Source organism: Aeribacillus sp. FSL M8-0235 (genome assembly GCF_038000355.1).
GTDB classification, from domain to species: domain Bacteria; phylum Bacillota; class Bacilli; order Bacillales; family Aeribacillaceae; genus Aeribacillus; species Aeribacillus composti.
The window spans coordinates 1732537-1752980 of sequence record NZ_JBBOBW010000001.1; the positions used below are offsets into that span (position 1 = coordinate 1732537).

Consider the following 20444-nt stretch of genomic DNA (forward strand, 5'->3'; position numbering starts at 1 on the left):
TGGATGGAGAGATGACGGAAAAAAGAAAACCTAGCGGCTTTTTATTGAAGCAGCGCGCTTTTTTAAAATTATATTTAATCACGATGACGGAAAAGAAGCGGCTGTATGGTTTTAAAATATTGGATGAACTGCGGGAAGAGTTTCGCCCGTATGGCTACCGTCCGAATCATTCTGAGCTGTACAAAGCGCTTCATGATTTAATAAAAGACGGCATTTTAAAACAAATTAAACGAAAAAAAGAAGGAGCCGAGTTTCAAGAGGTTGTCTATTATCAGTTTGTCGATTATGAAAAAGCAAAACAATATAAAAGACAACTAAAAGCAGAGCTGGACCGCTCAAAAGCAATTATTGAAAAAGCTATACGAGACAATTTTGCATAAATATGGAGGAGTATTATGATCAATCTTGCAAAAAAGCTGGAACAAATCGATGGCAAAGGATATAAAGCGTACAAACAGATTCAAGGCTCGTACAAGTTTCCTGATTTTGAATTGTTGATCGATTATGTACAGGGCGATCCGTTTGCGAGTCCTTCGAAAATCAGAATATTGATCGCTAGAAGCAAAACGGCTTTTTTACAAAAATGGACAAACAGCCGGCAAAGAAAGATAAGATGTGAAGATATGATTGTCCGCGAAGTATTTCAAGCTATTTCTAATTTGAAAAATAACGTACGCGGCTCTGGAAAAAGCGGGCTGATCATGATTGACAAACCGGGGCAGAAGGTGTTAGAACGGACAGCTGTTCAGATAGGAGAAAACGATATTACAGTTTGTCTTTCAATCGGTCTTCCGGCTAAAGGGAGAACAATATTAGGCAAGGAAGCCAAAAAAATATTTTTTCAACTACTTCCCGAAATTTTGCGGCATTCTGTCTTTTCTGTGAAGGGGAAAGATATTGAGAGCGCGATTCAGCTTTGCGATCAGCAAATGGCGATCCGCTCCTATATGAAAGAGAGAGGAATAATAGCGTTTATTGCAAATAATTCAATTTTGCCGCGTGCAAGCGGCGTAAGTGATCAGCCGTTGAAGGGCGCTGTTCCTTTTCAAAGTCCAAAGGAAATGGAAGTCTCAATTCCTGTTCCGCATCGGCAAGAACCGTTGAAGGGCATGGCTATATACAAAGGCATCACCTTGATCGTTGGAGGAGGTTATCATGGAAAAAGCACTTTATTAAAGGCGCTCGAGCATGGTGTTTATGACCATATTGAAGGGGACGGCCGTGAATTTGTTTTGACGGACCGTTCAGCATGCAAAATACGTGCCGAAGATGGCCGCAGTATAAAGAAGGTGGATATTTCCGCTTTTATTAACAATCTGCCGTTTCAAAAAAGCACAAAATCCTTCTCTACGGAAAATGCAAGCGGCAGTACATCGCAGGCAGCCAATATAATGGAAATGCTAGAAGCAGGAGCAAAAACATTATTGATCGACGAGGATACAAGTGCAACAAACTTTATGATTCGGGACGCCAGAATGCAAGCATTAATTCATAAAGAGCATGAGCCCATTACTCCATTTATCGATAAAGTTTTACAATTGAAGCAGGATTTTGATGTCTCAACAATTTTAGTTATGGGCGGATCGGGAGATTACTTTTCCGTTGCGGATCGCGTAATTAAAATGGATCATTATAAGCCTTATGACGTCACACATGAAGCAAAACAGATTGCCTGTCAAATTAAAACCGGAAGAAAGCATGAAGGAGGGGAGAAATTTGGAGAATGGAAGCTTCGTATTCCGGAATCAGGCAGCTTGAACAGCAGAAAAGGGAAAAAATCTAAAATTGCTTGCCGGCTTTCTGAAATTCAATATGGACTAGAAAAAATTGATTTATCTTATGTAGAACAGCTGGTCGACGAAAGCCAGACAAGAATGATTGGAGAAATATTATCGTATATCGAACGGACAAACCTTTTTGACAGACGCTTAACAGTATCACAATTGCTTGATTTCGTAGAAAATAAGATCAATCAGGATGGTCTCCAAAGTTTTTCGGCCCATCATGGTCATCAAGGTGAATTGTCGTATGTAAGAAGATTTGAATTAGCGGCAGCCTTGAATCGGATTAGGGCGTTAAAAATTCGGGAATGAAGAAAAGACTTTCTTCCATAAAAAATTTTTCTATCATCATCAACGAACTGACGGGTGCCCCAATTTTGACAGCGCAAAGAAAGCGAGAGACTCCGAGAATTTCTTTTGCTTAGACGGCCTCGACCGCAAGCTTGCCGGCGCGAAACGGGCGCGGGAGTCGCAAGCTTTGAATCTGTCAATGCTCGTTACGAAAACGATTTGGCATGAACTTGCTGGTTTTCCCGCTTTTCCGTTTTCTTTTTCTCTTTTAAATAATCAATTAAAACTAGCAGAATAACAATGAAAAAACAAATGCTTGATAATTGAAAAATCGTTCCTAAATCAACATAGGATGATAAGAAGCCTAGAAAAACCGCACTTATTCCTATTCCTCCATCCAATGCTGAATAATACATTCCGTTTGCGACTCCTCTCCGATCGGCAGGTGTTTTAGAAAGCACCCATGATTGCAAAACAGGAAGCAGTGACCCAAAACCGGCGCCAAATAAAATACCAGCTAAAACAAGCATTCCGACTGAGTATGTGAAAGATAAAACCCAAAAGGCGATAAATGTTAAGAATGAGCAAACAATGGCAAGAAGCCAAGGACCGCTTCGATCAAACCACCTTCCTGAAATTGGTCGTACAGCAGTTGCCGCCAACGCATTACATAAGTAGTATAAGAAGATTTGATCGATCCCTCTTTCTTGGCCGAATATGACGATAAACGTGACAATTCCCCCATAACCGAAAGCTGATAATAATGTAATCAGTGCAGGAAACGCCCCATGTTTATCAATGAGTGAGCGAAAAAAAGAAAAATCCTTTACATGCATTGATTTTTCTAAAACAGACTTTGGCATTTTGTATTGAACTAATGAAAGGGCGATAATCGATATGACACCGAAAATGGCGGAACCGATGATGAGCGGCTGGAATCCTAAATGTTGAAAAAGCAAAATGCCAAAACTAGGAGCGATGATCATCCCAATGGTGATAGATAAACCATAATAGCCCATTCCTTCTCCGAGGCGTTTCGTTGGAACCAATTCAACAGCTGCCGTTCCATTTGCTGTTGTTGACCAGCCCCAGGCAAAACCGTGAAGGAGGCGGACAATTAAAAATAAAAAAACAATCGATGTAAGCGAGTATGAAAGGGTTAAAAAGAGTAAGCCTACAGCTCCAGTTATAACGAGCCATTTTCGTTTCGCTGATTCAAGAAGAAAACCAATGAGCGGTCGAATGACAACAGCAGCGATGGAAAAAAGGGTTGTAACAAGCCCGATTTCAATGTCCGATGCTCCAATTGCTTTCGCTTGCGGCGGCAAAGTAGGCAAAAGCATTTGAAAGCTCATAAAAATAAATAAATTTCCGATAATTAACAAAATGAATGATTTTGTCCAAAGCGGCGGCTTGGCGGTATGAACGGCAGAATCCTTCATGGATTTGATGGCACCTCCTGCATCGTAAAAACAAAAATATTTAGATACTCGAACAATTACCAACTACTCTATTATACAAATTTTTCAAAGGAACTCAATGGATTGGTTGCCTTTTCTTTTTATTAGAAGCTGGAGAAGAAAATTCACAAATCGATGGAAAATCTAGAACAGCGATGGGGTGAAAAAGTTTCAACTGAAACATATTACAAAAAAAAGCCGATTTTCTTTCAAACATGAGAAAGAAAATCGGCCGTTTTCTTTTATCGGTTTGGCATGATTTGTTGAATTTGACTGTTTGCAAATTTTTGTTGCAGCGGTTTGATGATGTTAGCGAATAAGTTTTGTCGTCTGCCAAATCCGTATAATGCTGCAGCCCCCAAACCGACTAAAGAAATCCACATCATGCTGTTTCTTTGCCGGTTCTTAGGAAACATGGAGCCTTTTTTTCCCATTTTGAAGAGGGACCCCATTTTTCTCATTATAAAAGCACCTCTTCCTAAGTTGTGTTTGGAAGAACATCTTCCAACAGTTATAGTATTGTTTTTTCACGATTCTTTATTAGTTACAGTTGATTCCAATTTTATTTTAGCTTCTAATCAGCTTTCTTTTCTACATATATTGGTACAAAGGGAGGGAAATTCTTTTGTACCGAAAATTCAGAAGACGACGAAGACGCGGCCCTCTGCCGGCTAAATATGTTTTTTTAATTACATTTGTCATTTTCAATGTTTTGACAGCATACAGCTTATGGCTGATCAATGCCATTATTGAACCGACATTGGTCAGAATAGCGGAAACAAAGACGAGGCAAATTGCCGAACATGCAATTCATGATGCTGTTTCGAAAAAAATAGCAGAAAAACTTGATATGAAGGAATTGATCATTATTCATGAAAAGAAATCAGACGAAACGGCGACTTACAGCTTTAATTCCCAAATTTATAACCGTCTTATTTCAGATGCGACCGTTTATATTCAGCAATATTTGGATGGGAATGTGGAGGTTGAATCGGAAGACGGCATCCCCGTCAATCAAAACCCAGATGGAAAAGGCCTGGTTTATCATATTCCACTCGGATTAATAACAAACAATGCGCTCATCTCCCATTTAGGTCCTGAAGTTCCCGTACGCTTTGAACTTATTGGTTCAGTTAATTCAGAAATTAGCACAAAATATAAGGAAATTGGCATTAATAACGCTTATTTAGAAATTTATATGGACATTTTAGTTAAAATTAACGTCATTATTCCTTCGATTTCAAAAGATATGGAAATAGAAAATTCAGTGAAAATTGGTGATTTATTTATTGAAGGAAAAGTTCCGCAGTTTTACAACAGCGGCGGGACTGGTTCGGCACCTGCTGTCATTATGCCTGAAAAATCAAAATAATAATACGGAATAAAATGGATATAAGGGAAGAACATCCCTTTTTTACTTTTGGGCATTTAGGAAATATTAAACTTGTAACAACAAAAAGGAGGAATTGACATTGACAGTTTCAACTCAAGTTCAACAAACATTAGCAGGATTAAAAAGTGCTCAAGCAAGCTTTGAAACGTTTGCACTGCAAACGGAAAACAAGCAAGCAAAACAGATTTATCAACAGGCTGCGCAGCAAACACAGTCAATTGTTGATTTGATTAATACCCGCTTGCAGCAAATCCAGAATGAAGAGCCTCAATATAAACAACAGTAAAGGTTGGTATTTACCAACCTTTTCAACACATCACAAATAAGAGTGAGCTGGTCAGGATGAAACATTTTATATTCTTTTTCACTTTCCTTTTTGTTTTCTCAGCATGCCAACAGAACGATATGGTCGATCCGACTTTAGAACAACCGACAAAAATCAATTATTCGACGAAGAACGCTCCTTTTAATCAAAAGGTCGCGAAAAAGGCGGAGGAAATAGCGGAAAGCTATGATGGAGTTCCCAAAGCCATAAGCGTCAATACAGACCGCAAGCTATTGCTTGCTTTTCAATTAGATCATATGAAACGGTTTCAATTAAAACAAAAGGAAAAAACAATTGAAAAAAAATTAAAAAAATCTTTCCGAGATTATGATGTCACCGTTTCAAGCGACATGAAAATTTATTGGGAAACAGAAAAATTAATTAACAAACTGGAAAATCTGGACAAGCGTGAAATGAACAAGAAAGTGGAAAACATTATTCAATTGAGCAGAGAAGAAACATAAGAAGGTGTTTTCGATGGCGAATGAGCAAAGAAAACTTCAAACGAAAATCATGCAGGAATACTATCAATTGGAGAAAAAAAATGAAACGAAAAGACCTGTTGTCCAAAACTGTTTACGAGCCTTTTTAGTCGGTGGAATTATTTGCTCCATCGGACAAGCGATACAGTTTTTTTACATGTACTTTTTTCATTTTACTCAACAAACCGCTGGAAATCCGACTGTTGCCACGATGATTTTTTTATCTATGCTTTTGACCGGATTTGGTGTTTACGACCGGATTGCTCAATTTGGCGGTGCCGGAAGCGCTGTACCAGTCACAGGGTTCGGAAATGCTGTTATTTCTGCAGCGATTGAGCACCGAACAGAAGGATTTGTCCTCGGTGTAGGCGGGAACATGTTTAAATTGGCCGGATCTGTTATTTTATTTGGAACATTTTCTGCATTTGTAGTTGCTTTAATCAAAACGATTTTAATTAAATGGGGTGGTTTTTGAAATGCTGAAAGGACATCGCACTTGGGTATTTCATAATCAACCCGTGATCATTTCAACCGCTACCGTTGGCGGGCCGTTTGAAGCAAATGGCAGACTAGCCGACGATTTTGATCTTCTTCACGAAGATTTGTGGTTGGGTGAGGACTCTTATGAAAAAGCTCATAAAGTGCTTTTTGAAGAAGCGTTTTACAAAGCAATTGAAAAAGGAAACATTGAAAAAGAACAGGTGGAATTTATTATTTCCGGAGATTTAGTGAATCAAATCACCCCGTCCAGCTTTGCAGCAAGAACGTTCGGCGTTCCTTATCTCGGCATTTTCGGCGCTTGTTCTACGTCGATGGAAGGGCTGGCATTAAGCGCATTTATCGTCAATTACGGCGGAGCAAAATATTTACTGACTGGTGCGGCCAGCCATAATACGGCAATCGAAAAACAATTTCGCTATCCGACCGAGTACGGTGGGCAAAAGCCACCGACTGCACAGTGGACAGTCACGGGTGCAGGAGCTGCTTTGTTAAGCAATGAAGGGAAAGGACCTGCCGTGACCTCGGCAACGATTGGCAGAGTGGTCGATTTAGGCATGTCTGATCCGTTTAATATGGGCGGTGCGATGGCGCCGGCAGCAGTTGATACGATAGAAGCGCATTTCCGCGATTTAAATATTGATGCGGACTACTATGATTTAATTGTAACAGGCGACTTAGGAAAAATCGGACGCAACGTCGCTCTTGAATTATTTGAAAAAAATGGAGTTCAAATGGATGAGGAAAAATTTCAGGATTGCGGTTTAATGATTTATCGGGAAGGACAACCAGTTTTATCCGGTGCAAGCGGGGCGGGCTGCTCGGCAATTGTCGTATACGGCCATTTATTAAATCGGATGAAAAAAGGCGAGCTGAAGCGAATTCTCGCTGTCGCAACTGGGGCGCTGCTTTCTCCGCTAACGTTCCAGCAAAATGAAACCATTCCGTGCATTGCACACGCTGTGTCCATTGAATTCAGGGGGTGAAACATTTGGTTGCGTCATTTTTTTGGGCGTTTGTCATAGGCGGATTAATTTGTGTAATTGGACAGATCATGTTTGATGTGTTTCATTTAACACCTGCTCATACATTAAGTACGTTTGTCGTGATTGGAGCCATCTTGGACGGTTTCGGGCTTTATGAACCATTTATCGATTTTGCGGGTGCAGGTGCAACCATTCCGATTACAAGCTTCGGAAATTCTCTCGTTCATGGAGCGTTGCAAGAAGCAGAAAAACATGGATTGATCGGCGTTTTAACAGGTATGTTTGAAGTGACTAGCTCCGGTATTTCAGCAGCTATTATTTTTGGTTTTATCGGAGCGCTTTTATTTAAACCGAAGGGGTGATTGGATTGACAGTAGCATCACAGGTCAAGCAAACGCTGGCCAGTTTAAAAAGCATTCATGCGGGATTGCAAAACTTGGCCATTACGTCAACTGATGAAGAAACGAAACGAGTTTTTCACGAAAACATGTTAATATCTGAAGAAATTATCAATGATGTAAAGTCTCGAATTGGAGAGCTGGAGTTTGAGGAACCTGAGTATAAAGGCTTTTGAAAAGAGGGATGAACATGCCAGAGTGGGTTGAAGTCATTATTCGTTCACTTGCCATAATAGCTGGATTATTTTTCATTTCCAAACTATTGGGAAAAAAACAGCTTTCCAAGCTTTCCTTTTTTGAATACGTCGTCGGCATTACCATTGGTGACATTGCCGGGACACTGTCAATGGATACGAATTTAAATTTAACAAACGGTATTATCAGCATTGCCATATGGGTGATGATTCCGGTTATTATTTCATTCATTTCCATGAAAAGTCCGTCGTTTCAGCAATTTATTGAAGGAAAACCGACCGTTTTTATTAAAAACGGAAAAATCATGGAGGAAAATTTAAAGAAAGAAAAATATCCTTTGGCCGCTTTGTTGGAACAATTGAGGAAAAATAATGTCCATCATGCCAGTGATGTGGAATTTGCTATTTTGGAAACTACTGGTGAACTGAGTATTTTGCTAAAAAAAGAAAAACAGCCTATAACGGTAGGAGATATCAAAACGAACGTTGCCCCTGTTAAAGAACCGCAAACCGTCATAATGGACGGAAAAATTATGGACGAAGCTCTTTCAACGACCGGTTTGAATCGAAGATGGCTGAAAGAAAAACTCGATCAATTAGGAGTCGCCGTCGAGAATGTTTTTTTAGCCCAAGTCGATTCATATGGACAACTCACTGTTGATTTATATGATGATAAAGTAAAAGTGCCTGAACCTGTTGAAAAACAGCTTCTTCTTTCATCCCTTAAAAAAGTGGAGGCAGATTTTGAATTATACGCTCTGCAAACTGAAAATACGGAAGCGAAAAACATGTATATAAAAAATAGAAAAAAAATAGCTGAAATGATCAAAACATTAACGCCTTTTTTGCAAGGTTGACTGAAAGGGTGGAAAAGTGAAAACATACGATTGCATCATTGTTGGCGGCGGGATCGCCGGTTTATCTGCGGCCATTATGCTTGGAAGGTATAAACATAATGTTTTAGTCATCGACAAGATGAACGGAAGATCGACGCTATGCAGAAGCTATCATAATTTGTTAGGGTGGCCTGACGGGGTAAGCGGACAGACACTGCGTACTCTTGGAAGAGAACATGCAGAAAAATACGGAGTAAAATTTTTGAAAAAGCTGGCAGCAAAAGTCGAAAAGCAAGGAAAAGATTTCCTTATCGAAACGGACGATCGCAGCATATACAAAACAAAAAAATTGCTGATTGCAACAGGGGTTACCGACCGCATACCAGAAGTGCTGTCAGAAATAAAGCATTGTTTAGGCATTTCGGTATATGTTTGCCCTGATTGCGATGGATATGAAGTAGATGGGAAATCGGTCATTGTAATGGGGGCAGGAAAAGCAGGAGCGAAGCTGGCTCTCTCACTAACGTACTGGACGAAAGACATTCAGTACGTGAATCATGATGGAGAAGAAATTAATGCTGCATTAAAAAATGAACTTTCTAATAAAAATATCGAATACATAAAAGAACGGTTAACGAAAGTGATGAGAGACGGTGAATGGTTTAAGGGAGTTGAATTGGAAAGCGGAAGACGCCTTTTCGCGGATAGAGGCTTCCTCGGATTTGGCGGCAATCGCGTTCATTCAGATCTTGCCGCTCAGCTCGGCGCCGAGCGATTAGAAAATAAGCATCTAGTCATCCATGCACGGACGAAAGAAACGAGCGTCCAAAATGTTTGGGCAGCCGGAGACGTTGCGGCTCACTCGGAACAAGCTGCAATCGCAATGGGGGATGGAATCCAAGCAGCGATTTGGATTCATAAACGGCTTTTAGAGGAACAACGGACTTGATGTTGATTGATAGATCTGAAAATTCCGAGCTGTTCAGGGCTCCTTTATATTGCCGATTTTACGACCGTAAAAGTTATCGACAAAGAATGACGAGCAATTTAGGAGCGAATGCTCGGATTTGTCTTGAATTAGAATTGGAAAAAGTTGACTGAACATAAAGCTAGGAGGGGGAGGACATCAATTGTTTTGAGCGCTGGAAGTTTCGATGCCCTCCTTTGTGTTGACATGAAGATATTTATGATTACAGCCTTTCACGGCTACAGAGAAAGTAAATGTGATCAAATAAGTGAGAATCCGAAAATGGAAGTTCTGCACATGATAGGGATTGAGCATTTGTTTTTGGCGAAAAAGCTCTCTTCAATCTTTAATTTTTTTACGATGAAGGCTCAGATGTTTTCAACTAAAGCCCCGAATTGTTGAAGTGTATGTTTCACATACTATTCTCCAGCTTTACATAGGAATTTTTATCAAAGACAAGAAATCATTCTATATTATTTGCACGATAAGATTCATTTGCAGCTGCTTTCCTTTGTTGAAGTAAAAATAAAAATACACCTAATAAAAGGTATTATCTATAATTTCTCAAATTGCTTCTGCGAAATTATTTCAGCAGCGATCCAGAACGAATATTCCATATCCAGTGATGTTAGTTTATTCGAAAATCTATTACTCAGATAATTTCATCAATTAACTTTTTATATTATCTTTATAAACTGGTCAGCCCTGTATTAACTGTTCGAGCTGTACCAATACCTCATTAGTTTTTTCGGATTTAGAGGCTGATTTTCTCGCTCCTAAATCGATTAAATTCGATCAAATTCTGTTTTGCTTTTTTAAAGGATAAATTCTAAATAAACAGGATTTTTGATCAAACTTTCAATTTTATATAAGACGATTATTTATCAAACTTTATTTTACATCTGCATTTTGCAAATGAAGTAGATATATCGTTTAACTGAGCAGCCGTTAATCCTTTGGCTTTTTTGCTGCAAGCAATTCTTTTTCCTTGCCTAGGACAAAACATTCATATTGCACCGAAGCCCGATTGAAAAAAGAAATCGAACGGATTGCTCAAAGTGGTATTATGCACTGGTTCTATGGTCATAGAGATTCTTAAAAAAATTATGGCAATATGGATGAAAAAGAGCTATGATGAGTATATTACATATTCAAAAAATTACAATTATTGGGGTGAAACTATGGTCGCTCATGAAATTGAATACAAACTTCATGGAGACGATATGCAATTTGTCGAAATTGAACTTGATCCTGGCGAAAGCGCCATAGCAGAAGCCGGCGCCATGATGATGATGGACGATGGTATTGAAATGGAAACAGTTTTTGGTGACGGAAGTAATCAATCAAAAGGTTTATTAGGTAAACTGGTTGGCGCAGGGAAGCGTTTGATTACTGGAGAAAGCTTATTTATGACAGTGTTTACAAATCATCAGATGGAAAAAAAACATGTTTCCTTTGCCGCTCCGTATCCCGGAAAAATTATTCCGCTTGATTTAAAGGAATTCGGCGGGAAGGTCATTTGTCAAAAGGATTCATTTCTTTGCGCTGCAAAAGGGGTTTCCGTCGGAGTTGAATTTCAACGGAAATTAGGGACAGGATTTTTCGGCGGTGAAGGGTTTATTATGCAGAAGCTTGAGGGAGATGGATTAGCTTTTCTTCATGCAGGCGGAACGATTATCCAGAAGGATTTGCTCCCAGGAGAAAAACTTAAAATTGATACAGGCTGTTTAGTAGCAATGACAAAAGATGTTGATTACAATATCGAATTTGTCGGCAAAGTGAAAACGGCATTCTTTGGCGGCGAAGGTCTGTTTTTCGCAACCGTACGTGGACCGGGTTCTGTTTGGGTGCAATCATTGCCCTTCAGCCGTTTAGCTGACAGAGTTTTGGCCGCGCAAAGTGGAGGCAAAGATGAAGGCAGCATTTTAGGCGGAATTGGGGATTTGTTTGATGGAGATTGATTATTTGCAATGACAAGAGGAAGCGGCGCATACGATTCCTCTTTTTTTTAATGAAAAAGGCCATAATAAAAACCTTTGTGAAAAAAATAAAATAGTAGTATAATATTTAAATATTAAAATTAATTGAAAATTAAAAAAGGAATTAAAAGCGGGGGGATTTATTTTGGCGCAATTACGCAGCAACATGATCAAGAAAGGGTTTGACCGTGCACCGCATCGAAGCTTGTTGCGCGCAGCTGGTGTAAAAGAAGAAGATTTTGATAAACCGTTTATTGCGGTTGTTAATTCATATGTGGACATTATTCCAGGCCATGTTCACTTACAAGAATTTGGAAAGCTTGTAAAAGAAGCGATTCGCGAAGCTGGCGGCGTGCCATTTGAATTTAATACGATCGGTGTCGATGACGGAATTGCAATGGGGCATATCGGCATGCGCTATTCACTGCCAAGCCGAGAAATTATTGCTGATTCTGTTGAAACAGTCGTCAATGCACACTGGTTTGACGGCATGGTCTGCATTCCGAACTGCGACAAAATTACGCCTGGTATGTTGATGGCAGCTATGAGGATTAACATTCCGACGATTTTTGTCAGCGGAGGGCCGATGGCTGCCGGAAGAACAAGCGACGGCCGGAAAATTTCCCTATCTTCAGTTTTTGAAGGAGTAGGAGCTTATCAATCAGGAAAAATAGATGAAAACGGATTAAAAGAACTTGAAATGTACGGCTGTCCGACTTGCGGATCTTGTTCAGGCATGTTTACAGCAAACTCAATGAACTGTTTGTCTGAAGCATTAGGTTTGGCCCTGCCAGGGAACGGAACGATTTTAGCTGTTTCGCCTGAACGGAAAGAACTTGTCAAACAAACGGCAAAACAATTAATGAAATTGATCGAAATGGATTTAAAACCTCGTGATATTGTGACGGAAAAAGCAATTGATAACGCATTTGCTTTAGATATGGCGTTAGGTGGTTCGACCAACACGGTCTTGCATACTTTAGCCCTTGCCAATGAAGCAGGCGTTGATTATCCGCTTGAACGGATCAATGAAGTGGCGGAAAGAGTGCCTCATTTAGCAAAGCTTGCGCCGGCATCTGATGTTCATATTGAAGATTTACATGCAGCTGGGGGAGTTTCCGCCGTATTAAATGAGTTGACGAAAAAAGAAGGAACTCTTCATTTAGACTGCATGACGGTAACAGGAAAAACGCTCGGTGAAAATATTGCCGGATGCGAAGTAAAAGATTACAACGTTATTCGCCCAATTGATAATCCGTTTTCTGAAAAAGGCGGACTTGCCGTATTATTTGGAAGCCTAGCTCCAGATGGCGCTATCATTAAAACAGGCGGCGTTCAAGGAGGAATCACTCATTTTGACGGCCCTGCCGTAATTTTTGATTCTCAAGAGGAAGCGCTTGAAGGAATTGCGAAAGGAAAAGTAAAAGAAGGGGATGTTGTCATCATTCGCTACGAAGGTCCTAAAGGAGGCCCGGGAATGCCTGAAATGCTTGCGCCGACATCACAAATTGTTGGGATGGGTCTTGGACCGAAAGTTGCTCTCATCACGGATGGACGTTTCTCCGGTGCATCCCGCGGTTTATCGATTGGTCACGTATCACCTGAAGCTGCGGAAGGCGGACCGATTGCCTTTGTAAAAGAAGGAGACCGTATTGTGATCGATATTGAAAAACGGACGATTGATGTGCATGTTAAAGAAGAGGAATGGAACAAACGAAAAACGGAATGGAAAGGCTTTGAGCCAAAAGTGAAAACCGGTTACTTAGCTCGCTATTCCAAACTGGTTACATCTGCTAGCACAGGCGGCATTATGAAAATTTGACGTCACTAACTGCCCCCTTTTTCAAAAAATTAAAAATTGGACAGATTTTCCTATATTATTCATAGCTGCACATATTTCTAGAAAGAAGCGACTGCCGCGTCTTTCTAGCATTTTTCAGATGATCTCACTTGATTTGGCGAATTTTTCTGATCCAATACTGCTGGAAAGATGAGGGGAAGCAACATACAGAAAGTGTGAAACAAAGATCTGCTCATCTCGTTTTGACGCATATAAAACAGAGAAAGGATTCAGAAGAAGCACGAGAACGGATTGTTTTTTTCATTAGGAAATTATGAAAGCCCATTTTTTAATGATTTCAAATGGGCTTTTTCATGTTTTAAAGTTGAAGGGGGCTGTCCAGAAAGTCAAATCGCCATTGAAAACAACACCGATATATCAACGTTTCTAAAACATTAATGGGGGCGTCAATAAGCCGTAAAAACGACTTATCAGACACCCCCTTCATCTATTTTTCAAGCGCTTACATTTCGGCTTCTTTATATCCAGTATTGGCTTTAAACGTCACTTCAGCATATTTTTTCTCATCCCGCTTGGCGGAAACAAGCGTACCAATCAAACCACCGATAAAACCTGCTGGTACTGATATGAGCGCTGGGTTTGTCAGCGGGAAAATAGGATCGCCGACAAAAAAGGCTTTTCCAGCTTCAGGATGAATGACATTTGGGCTGATTGACACTAATACAATCGCTGTAATTAAACCAGCCAGCATGGCAGTGACCGCTCCGGCAGTGTTAAATTTTTTCCAATAAATCGTATAAACAATGACGGGCAAATTAGCGCTTGCCGCTACACAAAACGCAAGAGACACAAGAAATGCAACATTTAATGATTGAGCGCCAAGGGCTAGCAGGATTGAAAATGCGGCAACGCCTACAGAAGCCCATCTTGCAGCTAACACTTGCTGTCTTTCCGTAGCTTTTCCTTTTTTAATGATCTGTCCATAAATGTCGTGCGCGAATGCGGACGCACCAGACAAAACTAAACCTGCAACAACAGCTAATATTGTTGCAAAAGCTACTGCAGAAACAAAGGACATTAAGAAATCTCCTCCAAGTGCTTTCGCAAGCAGCGGCGCCGCCATATTTCCAGCAGGATTTTCGGCTATAATCGTTTCTGAACCGACAAATTTGGCTGCACCGAATCCTAAGAAGATTGTCATGACATAAAAGATTCCGACAACCCAAGTTGCATTAACTACTGACGCACGTGCAGCTTGTGCATCTTTAACGGTAAAAAAGCGCATTAATATGTGAGGAAGCCCTGCCGTTCCCAACACTAAGGCCAGCATCATGGAAAGTAAATCGAGCGGATTTTTAAATACAATTCCTGAATGTAAATAGTTTTCGCCGTGTGGAGTCGCTTGTGACATCTCGTTAAACATGCCAACGATATTAAAGTTAAATTTCAATAAAACTAGGAATGAAATAATGACCGTTCCTGCCATAAGCAATACAGCCTTTATGATTTGCACCCAGCTAGTTGCAGTCATTCCACCAAATAATACGTAAATGGTCATCATGACTCCAACGATCAATACGGCGATCCAATACTCAATCCCCAATAACAATTTAATGAGTGCACCTGCACCAACAAGCTGTGCGATCATATAAAATATAACAATTGTGATGGAACTAAGAGCAGCTGTTGCACGGACTTTTCTTTCACTGAATCTTGAGTTGATCATATCTGCGAGTGTATATTTTCCTAAATTTCTGAGAGGCTCTGCAACGATGAATAGAACGAAGAGATATGCGGTTAAATAGCCGATGCTGTAGTAGAAACCATCAAATCCATTCAATGCGATGGCGCCTGCGATACCAAGAAATGATGCGGCTGATAAATAGTCTCCAGCTATCGCAAGTCCATTTTGCCACCCAGTCAAGCCTCCGCCGGCTGTATAAAATTCGTTTGCGGTTTTTGTTCTTTTTGCAGCCCAATACGTGATATATAACGTGACTAAAAGGATGATTAAAAACAGAATAAATGCTGGTACACTCATGAAAGTGCAGCCCCCTTATTTTATTTTATATTTTCTTCAATAATTTCTTCCGCCAATTGGTCAAATGTTTCCGCTTTTTTTACATACATCGTAGCGAACACCCAAACCATGACAAAAAGACCAAGCGAATAGAGCCACGTCCATGTAATCCATCCGATTGCTTTATGCTCCAAGATGGATGTATAACCCGTGAGAATCGGCAATAAAAAGTAAGTGATGAGAAAAACGATTATAATGGGTACAATAAAATTCCGCTTTTTTTGAATCAACTGTTGAAATTTGCTCGTTGCAACAATTTTCTCATAATCGAGAATGCGCTCCCCCTGTTCTTTTTCCTTTCCGAATGTTTCCATTGTACCATCCCCTTTCTTTGGTAATATTCGTAATTTTTTGTCAATTACAATAATAAGTTATGCTAAAAAAATAGTCAATCATTTTTGTAAAACGTTTTCAAAATTTCGTTTGTAACATTTTGGAAGTGAGAGGCTGCATTGACACACAAAATGGAATCGTTTACACAAATGCGTTTGGATGTCCGGAAATCAGGAAGCTGAATGAATGCATAATCAGTGATGGCCATTCAAAAAAACAGTAAAATCTATTGTAAGATTTTACTGTTTCGATCATTTTTATTTCCAATGCTTTCGCAAAAATTCATCCCGTCCGGAGATTTCCCGATCTTTTTTGTATGCTTCTGGATTTTTTTGATAAAAATTTTGATGATATTCTTCTGCTGGGTAAAATGGCGCAACCGGTAAAATTTTGGTTACGATCGGTTTATTGAATTTTCCGCTTTTGGCTAAGGCGAGTTTAGATTGTTCTGCCAGCGTTTTTTGCTCATTTGAATGATAGAAAATGGCTGTCCTGTACTGACTGCCTCTGTCGTGGAATTGTCCGCCGTCATCGGTCGGATCGATTTGCTGCCAATAAATTTCAAGGAGCTTCTCATATGGGAACACCGTTGGGTCAAATTCGATTTGTACCGCTTCATAATGCCCAGTTGTCCCTGTTTTGACCTGTTCATAAGTAGGATTTTCAACATGCCCGCCCGTATAACCAGAAATGACTTTCTCAATGCCGTCCCACTGGTCAAAAGGTTTTACCATGCACCAAAAACAGCCTCCGGCGAATGTTGCTTTCTCTAGCTTCTTCTCCAATTTCTTCACTCCTGGTCCAGTTAGAATGAGTTAAAGTTTAATAATATCATAAAGTTAATGGCAAATCCCGAGATTAAACAGTAAAATTTTAAATTGCCCAGCGATAATAGCTATCCATAAAATGGAGGCTATAGAATAGATCGCGGTTCGTTTTCTAAAATTTTTATATTTCAAGATAAAAAATGCCGCTACTGATACGATGGAAAAGAAAACAGTTAAACCTAACATTCCGACAAATGGAGTAGACCAATAATAATTGTTAAAAATCGGGATGATGATTGTTGGTGTGTAAAACTTTGACAGCGAATAGATGCCAAACAGCCATGAGATAATCATGGAAACAAAGATGAAAACAGTTGTCAATTTAATTGCCAAAGGTATCTCCTTTCTGACTTTTATTCCGATCTGTTTAATTGTATTTTATGTATGCTGCACGTTGTTGTCAATTGATTAAGTTTATAAATGATATAATAAATGAGTGAGCTATCTAAAAGCGACTAAATTGAAGAAATGTAAAATCTGTAGCCGAAAAAAGGCAATACAAAAAAATTAATTCGCTTCCGTTTAGGCGAGTAGAGTGGATCTTTTTATATCAGGCTGCGTGTCTTCTGAGCTAACAGTCAATCTTTTTCAAGGGGGACTCTTTTTTCGATTTAGGGGAGGGGAAGGTTGCAAGCTTCCAGATTTGCAGCCAGATTGAACTAGTAGCTCGAACACAAGATGGTGAAACCAACCTTTTAAGTAGCCGAAGCTAAAAGGAGGGAAAAAGCTTGCATAAAAGATCTTTAGACGGTTTCTGCGTTCAACGAAAAAAGTCTATCTTTAAATGAAAATTTTCAATATTGTGGGGCTGACCCTGTTATTTCCAACGGAAGTAATCGAAAACAAGAGCAGGATTTAAAAAAACGATAAGAGGAGGAATCGACATGGTCTTTGCAGGAAAAACAGTCATTATAACCGGCGGTGCACAAGGGATCGGGAAAGCGATCGTTTCCGCCTATGCAAAAGAAGGAGCAACAGTTGTGATAGCGGATGTGAATGAACAAAAAGGAAAGGAAACAGCTGAGGAATATGGAGCGATGTTTATCAAAACGGATGTCAAAAATCATAAGGACGTCATCAAATTAATAGAAACGGTCAAACATACAACGGGAAGAATCGATATTGTGATTAACAATGCAGGTGTTTCAAGATTTAAATCTCTTTATGAGCTAACGGTTGAAGAATGGGATGACATATTACAAACAAATCTTCGCAGCGTATTTTTATTTGCAAAGGAATCGGCAAAATATATGCGAGAAAATGAAAGGGGAGGTTCGATCATTAATATTGCTTCAACAAGAGCGTTCATGTCTGAAAAAGATTCGGAAGCGTACGCTGCATCTAAAGGCGGCATCGTTGCTTTAACACACGCTTTAGCTATTTCATTGGGGGAAGACAAAATCAGAGTCAATTGTATAAGCCCCGGCTGGATTGAAACGAACAACTATGAACTGCTTACTGAGCGTGATCATCTACAGCATCCTGCAAAGCGAGTCGGAAAACCGGATGATATTGCCAGAGCGTGTTTGTTTTTAACTCATCCCGACAACGATTTTATTACGGGAGAAAATATTATTATTGACGGCGGCATGACGAAAAAAATGATATATGAAGAATAAATCTTGATAAAAGGTAAGGAAGCAAGAGAGCCCCATTCGTTCAAAAAAAGCTCTCAGCAGGACGTGGTCGTAAATCCTTCACCGAGCGGCACTTTGCTTATTCGAAGGCTGCGTCAATGTAAGATGAAAGAAAAAGGTGATTCTTGGATGAAACAGACGGATTACTCAGAAGGAAATATTTTAAAGCAGCTCATCACTTTTTCCTCGCCTATTTTATTAACGAACTTGCTTCAAGTTTCGTATCAAATAATTGACAGTTTATGGGTTGGAAACTTGCTGGGGGCTCGTGCATTAGGGGTAGTGTCTCTCTCAGGAACTGTCATTTTCACAATTCTTTCTTTCATTATCGGGATCAACCAAGCAACATTAACGATTTTGTCCCAATTAAAAGGAAAACGCGATGAACAAGGGTTGAAACGGTATGTGAATGCCTTTGTTGTCACGCTGTTTATATTATCGATTTTGATTGGAGTTTTTGGATTTATTTTTGCCGAACGGATTTTATTTTTGCTTGGAACACCTGACAGTTTAGTTGCAGATGCATCCTTATACTTGCGAATTAATTTTCTTGGAATTATTTTCTTATTCGGCTACAATTTTGTGGCGACATTGATGCGTGCACTTGGAGAAAGCAAAGCCCCGGTTTATTTTGTTGTTTTGGCTGTTCTTTTAAATGCCGCTTTAGATCCATTATTTATTTCTGGATTTCAATTCGGCATAGCCGGAGCGGCTTATGCAACAGTGATTTCCCAAGGGATCGCCTTTTTATTCGGAATATATTTGGCGATTCATTACAAATTAGTTCCTTTTACATGGCCGCGTATGCCGAAAAAAGAAGAAGTTTCTCTTATTTTAAAAATCGGGGTTCCGTCCGGCATGCAAATGATGGTCATTTCCGCTGGAGTGACGGCGATCATGAGCGTTGTAGCTAGTTTTGGCGAAGACGCGCTGGCCGGATTCGGCGCTGCTCAGAGGCTCGATAATATTATCTTGCTTCCCGCAATGGCCCTCGGAACTGCTGTCAACAGCTTGGCAGGCATAAACATTGGTGCAAATCGATGGGATCGAGTTTATAAAATTGCTCAATATGGATTGATGTATAATTTAGCTATTATGGTTTTGATATCATTGCTAATTCTCTTTTTCGCCCGTTTTGGTGTGGAATTATTTATCCAGGAGGAAGAAGCGGTGCAATTTGGTGTGAATTATTTAAAAATCGTCGCTTTCTTCTATCCGTTTCTTGGCATCAATTTTGTGTTAAACGGTGTTGTTCGTGGATCTGGTGCGATGATGCAAGTCTTAATTTTAAACATCATCTCGTTTTGGGTGCTGCGTTACCCGCTCACATACCTTTTTTCCAATTGGATCGGCGAAGACGGCATCGGTGTCGGAATGGGCGTCAGCTTTGTTATTTCCAGCTTATTCGCCTTTTTATATTTTAGGCTCGGCGGGTGGAGGAAAAAAGAATTGTTTCACGGTACAGCTTAAATAAACAGCCATCCCATAAAGCTATTTTAGGGATGGCTCGCTCTCCAGCATATCGATAAAATAGTAGATCATCCGGGCTGTCAGCCCCCAAATCACTTTATCTTTATAATAATAAAAATGTTCTTCTATTTTCGGTGAATTCCATTTATATTTTTTTCCCCCGATGATGCTTTCATAAGGAAAATTTTCTTCAGGTTCTGCCCGAAAATGAACTTCATAAATTTCTGGCTTCGTTTCTAAAAAGAATTGAAAAGGAACTGTAAATACTTCGCCGACTTCGTCTTTGTTTGGCTCTAACGAAGCGTCAGGGTCGATCATGCCAACAAAAGGATAAACAACCGTTCCGTAGGCAGTCATCACATAATCAAGCGGATATACATGCTGAATCATATCGGCTGAAATACCTAGCTCTTCTGATGTTTCGCGAATAGCTGTATGTTTTGCATCGTGATCGGTCGGCTCAACTTTCCCACCTGGAAAACAAATCTCGCCGGGCTGCCTTTTTAATTTTTTGGCGCGTACTTCAAACAACAAATGAACTTCATCATTTATTCGCATAAACGGAAGCAATACCGCAAATTTTACTAAACGATTCATCCCAATTATCGTCGGAGTATGATTTTTAACCTTCTTTATAATATCTTCGATCTCCATACTGTCACCTTCAATCTAACATAATCGATTAATTTCATTATAAATGAAAAAA

General features: G+C 39.8%; 22 protein-coding genes. 15 read left to right on the forward strand and 7 right to left on the reverse strand.

What is annotated here, in order from left to right; translation table 11 throughout:
- Positions 1–11: 11 nt before the first annotated feature.
- Positions 12–380 carry a helix-turn-helix transcriptional regulator gene (locus tag NSQ71_RS08350; protein ID WP_063389720.1) on the forward strand — a complete coding sequence of 123 codons (369 nt, stop codon included), beginning with the start codon at positions 12–14 and terminating at the stop codon, positions 378–380.
- Positions 381–395: 15 nt separating this feature from the next.
- Entirely contained in the window at positions 396–2093 is a 1698-nt protein-coding gene (locus NSQ71_RS08355) for an ABC-ATPase domain-containing protein (protein ID WP_340733665.1), read from the forward strand.
- Positions 2094–2278: 185 nt separating this feature from the next.
- Here NSQ71_RS08355 and NSQ71_RS08360 read toward each other — a convergent pair whose 3' ends face one another.
- Both NSQ71_RS08360 and NSQ71_RS08365 read right to left on the reverse strand, forming a co-directional pair.
- On the reverse strand, positions 2279–3514 hold the full coding sequence (locus tag NSQ71_RS08360; protein ID WP_340733666.1) for an MFS transporter: 1236 nt from the start codon (positions 3512–3514) through the stop codon (positions 2279–2281).
- 260 nt (positions 3515–3774) lie between these two features.
- Complete coding sequence (locus NSQ71_RS08365) at positions 3775–3993, reverse strand: hypothetical protein (RefSeq protein ID WP_063389723.1); 219 nt, start codon at positions 3991–3993, stop codon at positions 3775–3777.
- Positions 3994–4157: 164 nt separating this feature from the next.
- Between NSQ71_RS08365 and yunB the strand changes: the two genes are divergently transcribed.
- The 11 genes from yunB to ilvD all read left to right on the forward strand — a co-directional run bounded on the left by yunB (position 4158) and on the right by ilvD (position 13412).
- Entirely contained in the window at positions 4158–4904 is a 747-nt protein-coding gene (gene yunB / locus NSQ71_RS08370) for a sporulation protein YunB (protein WP_063389724.1), read from the forward strand.
- Positions 4905–5004: 100 nt separating this feature from the next.
- Positions 5005–5211: a DUF1657 domain-containing protein gene (locus NSQ71_RS08375; RefSeq protein ID WP_066246606.1), complete on the forward strand. Its 207-nt coding sequence runs from the start codon at positions 5005–5007 to the stop codon at positions 5209–5211.
- A gap of 56 nt (positions 5212–5267) precedes the next feature.
- On the forward strand, positions 5268–5714 hold the full coding sequence (locus tag NSQ71_RS08380) for a YhcN/YlaJ family sporulation lipoprotein (protein WP_063389726.1): 447 nt from the start codon (positions 5268–5270) through the stop codon (positions 5712–5714).
- A gap of 13 nt (positions 5715–5727) precedes the next feature.
- Complete coding sequence (gene spoVAC, locus NSQ71_RS08385; protein WP_063389727.1) at positions 5728–6207, forward strand: stage V sporulation protein AC; 480 nt, start codon at positions 5728–5730, stop codon at positions 6205–6207.
- Position 6208: 1 nt separating this feature from the next.
- A complete protein-coding gene (gene spoVAD / locus NSQ71_RS08390) occupies positions 6209–7216 on the forward strand; it encodes a stage V sporulation protein AD (RefSeq protein ID WP_063389728.1) in 1008 nt (335 codons plus the stop codon).
- Between the two features lie 5 nt (positions 7217–7221).
- A complete protein-coding gene (spoVAE, locus tag NSQ71_RS08395) occupies positions 7222–7578 on the forward strand; it encodes a stage V sporulation protein AE (protein ID WP_063389729.1) in 357 nt (118 codons plus the stop codon).
- Between the two features lie 5 nt (positions 7579–7583).
- On the forward strand, positions 7584–7790 hold the full coding sequence (locus NSQ71_RS08400) for a DUF1657 domain-containing protein (protein ID WP_063389730.1): 207 nt from the start codon (positions 7584–7586) through the stop codon (positions 7788–7790).
- Between the two features lie 14 nt (positions 7791–7804).
- On the forward strand, positions 7805–8665 hold the full coding sequence (locus NSQ71_RS08405; protein ID WP_066246610.1) for a DUF421 domain-containing protein: 861 nt from the start codon (positions 7805–7807) through the stop codon (positions 8663–8665).
- A gap of 16 nt (positions 8666–8681) precedes the next feature.
- Positions 8682–9593 carry an NAD(P)/FAD-dependent oxidoreductase gene (locus tag NSQ71_RS08410; protein ID WP_144597008.1) on the forward strand — a complete coding sequence of 304 codons (912 nt, stop codon included), beginning with the start codon at positions 8682–8684 and terminating at the stop codon, positions 9591–9593.
- A 1199-nt stretch (positions 9594–10792) separates the two neighbouring features.
- Positions 10793–11572, forward strand: a complete 780-nt coding sequence (locus NSQ71_RS08415) for a TIGR00266 family protein (RefSeq protein WP_063389744.1) — start codon at positions 10793–10795, stop codon at positions 11570–11572.
- Positions 11573–11735: 163 nt separating this feature from the next.
- Positions 11736–13412 (forward strand): dihydroxy-acid dehydratase, encoded by a 1677-nt coding sequence (gene ilvD / locus NSQ71_RS08420; RefSeq protein ID WP_340733667.1) that lies wholly within the window; start codon positions 11736–11738, stop codon positions 13410–13412.
- 481 nt (positions 13413–13893) lie between these two features.
- Here ilvD and NSQ71_RS08425 read toward each other — a convergent pair whose 3' ends face one another.
- The 4 genes from NSQ71_RS08425 to NSQ71_RS08440 form a co-directional block, all read right to left on the reverse strand.
- Entirely contained in the window at positions 13894–15432 is a 1539-nt protein-coding gene (locus tag NSQ71_RS08425) for a solute symporter family protein (RefSeq protein WP_340733668.1), read from the reverse strand.
- A 20-nt stretch (positions 15433–15452) separates the two neighbouring features.
- Complete coding sequence (locus NSQ71_RS08430; protein ID WP_063389591.1) at positions 15453–15785, reverse strand: DUF485 domain-containing protein; 333 nt, start codon at positions 15783–15785, stop codon at positions 15453–15455.
- 276 nt (positions 15786–16061) lie between these two features.
- Positions 16062–16589: a peptide-methionine (S)-S-oxide reductase MsrA gene (gene msrA, locus NSQ71_RS08435; protein ID WP_340733669.1), complete on the reverse strand. Its 528-nt coding sequence runs from the start codon at positions 16587–16589 to the stop codon at positions 16062–16064.
- Between the two features lie 54 nt (positions 16590–16643).
- Positions 16644–16964, reverse strand: a complete 321-nt coding sequence (locus NSQ71_RS08440) for a hypothetical protein (protein ID WP_066246618.1) — start codon at positions 16962–16964, stop codon at positions 16644–16646.
- Positions 16965–17515: 551 nt separating this feature from the next.
- On the opposite strand from NSQ71_RS08440, the gene NSQ71_RS08445 reads away from it, so the two are divergent.
- Positions 17516–18250, forward strand: a complete 735-nt coding sequence (locus NSQ71_RS08445; protein ID WP_339195488.1) for an SDR family NAD(P)-dependent oxidoreductase — start codon at positions 17516–17518, stop codon at positions 18248–18250.
- A 147-nt stretch (positions 18251–18397) separates the two neighbouring features.
- Positions 18398–19738, forward strand: a complete 1341-nt coding sequence (locus NSQ71_RS08450) for an MATE family efflux transporter (protein WP_340734421.1) — start codon at positions 18398–18400, stop codon at positions 19736–19738.
- A gap of 21 nt (positions 19739–19759) precedes the next feature.
- Here the strand turns inward: NSQ71_RS08450 and NSQ71_RS08455 are convergent, their stop codons facing one another.
- Positions 19760–20392, reverse strand: a complete 633-nt coding sequence (locus NSQ71_RS08455) for an NUDIX hydrolase (RefSeq protein ID WP_066246620.1) — start codon at positions 20390–20392, stop codon at positions 19760–19762.
- Positions 20393–20444 lie beyond the last annotated feature (52 nt).